Below are 1,267 nucleotides of genomic sequence, written 5' to 3'. Positions count from 1 at the left end.
ACTTTTATCTTCATGGTAAAAGTGATTTTTAACTAAAATTTATAAAAAAAAACAAGGTAAAATTTTACCCAGTGCTTTATTAATCTTTTATTTTTTTCCATTACTGCAAAATAATTTTGTTCATCATCTGCAAAGTTAAACACTCTTCCATTTGGCATTTCAACAATTTCTCCAACAGTAACATTCTTGTTCATTAAATCACTATACATTTCATCAAGTTTATATGTAAAAAACATTAAAGAAGGTGTACCTAGTTTCTAAACTGTTCCTGTAAAAGTTTGGTTATCTTAGAATCAAGTTTATATCCTTTTCCATTTTGCCAATACATACTTTCCTTGTAATCCACTTCAAATTCATCATTTTTACCATCTTTCTCAAGAAAAGTGAGTCTTAAATCTGTGGAATCAATTTGTTTATCCTCAATGTTTTTTAATTTAAATCCTTTTTCGATTTTATTTATTAAATCATGATCTTTATCCGCCGAATAAATAATTGTATCTATTGAAGTAACTCCATTGATACCAAAAACTTTACTAGTTTTACTCTCTGTATTTGATTTTATTGAACAGCCAAATAGGAATATACAACTAAAAATAACCATTAATAATTAAAAAGATATATTAAGCATATGAAATCAAATTTTTTTCAGTAAGAATTCCCTATGAAAATGCACTAAAAAAGAGTTACTCTTGCAACTCTTTTTAGTAAAACAACATCGATTTATAATAAAAATTACTGATTAAATTTATCAAGCGTATAATCATAATTGATTTCAATAAGTCTCTCATTTAAATCAGTAAGAAATCCATTCACAGACTCAACTAATACCTCTGTATTAATATATTCTGTAGGTTCAAACATTTGCCACACCGAATAAATCCCCCACTTGTCATCTCCTTTATATAGGAAATTCATAAGATCTTCATTTCGATTAATCGATTCATAATTCATGTTATCTCTTGATCCATTTTGTACCTTTTGAACCCATTCACTTAATTGACTCGCAAACTCAGTAAGATTTAAATTCGGATCATGAAAAAATAAACTTTCATTTAAATAGATATTAAATGAGCCATCTATATATTTTCCTGTATTGGCAACATAAGCTGGTTCTGAAGGTATATAATCATTTAATATAAACAAAAATTTTATATTCATAAAATTCTCCTTTCTTATTTAGTTCAATCTTAATTTATGTATTTTAGTACTTTGTTTCTATTGTTTCCTATTTTTGGTATTTCCCTCATTTTTATTTTTCTTTTTTAAC

General features: G+C 25.8%; 2 protein-coding genes and 1 pseudogene. All 3 read right to left on the bottom strand.

The window, feature by feature from the left end; translation table 11 throughout:
- Window positions 1–32 precede the first annotated feature (32 nt).
- Window positions 33–254, bottom strand: a pseudogene (locus CN514_RS24900) (VOC family protein); the annotation flags it as partial.
- Window positions 251–601 (bottom strand): hypothetical protein, encoded by a 351-nt coding sequence (locus tag CN514_RS24895; protein ID WP_098234844.1) that lies wholly within the window; start codon window positions 599–601, stop codon window positions 251–253. The gene CN514_RS24895 and the pseudogene CN514_RS24900, both read right to left, overlap by 4 nt.
- Before the next feature lie 131 nt (window positions 602–732).
- Complete coding sequence (locus CN514_RS24890; RefSeq protein ID WP_098234843.1) at window positions 733–1,158, bottom strand: DUF7878 domain-containing protein; 426 nt, start codon at window positions 1,156–1,158, stop codon at window positions 733–735.
- Window positions 1,159–1,267 lie beyond the last annotated feature (109 nt).

It is taken from the genome of Bacillus sp. AFS001701 (assembly GCF_002559405.1).
GTDB lineage: Bacteria > Bacillota > Bacilli > Bacillales > Bacillaceae_G > Gottfriedia.
This window is presented reverse-complemented; position numbering and strand designations above follow the sequence as displayed.

Excerpts from the sequence above, each read along its gene's own strand:
- CN514_RS24890 (WP_098234843.1), bottom strand. The coding sequence starts at position 1,158 with ATGAATATAAAATTTTTGTTTATATTAAATGATTATATACCTTCAGAA.
- CN514_RS24895 (WP_098234844.1), bottom strand. The coding sequence starts at position 601 with ATGGTTATTTTTAGTTGTATATTCCTATTTGGCTGTTCAATAAAATCA.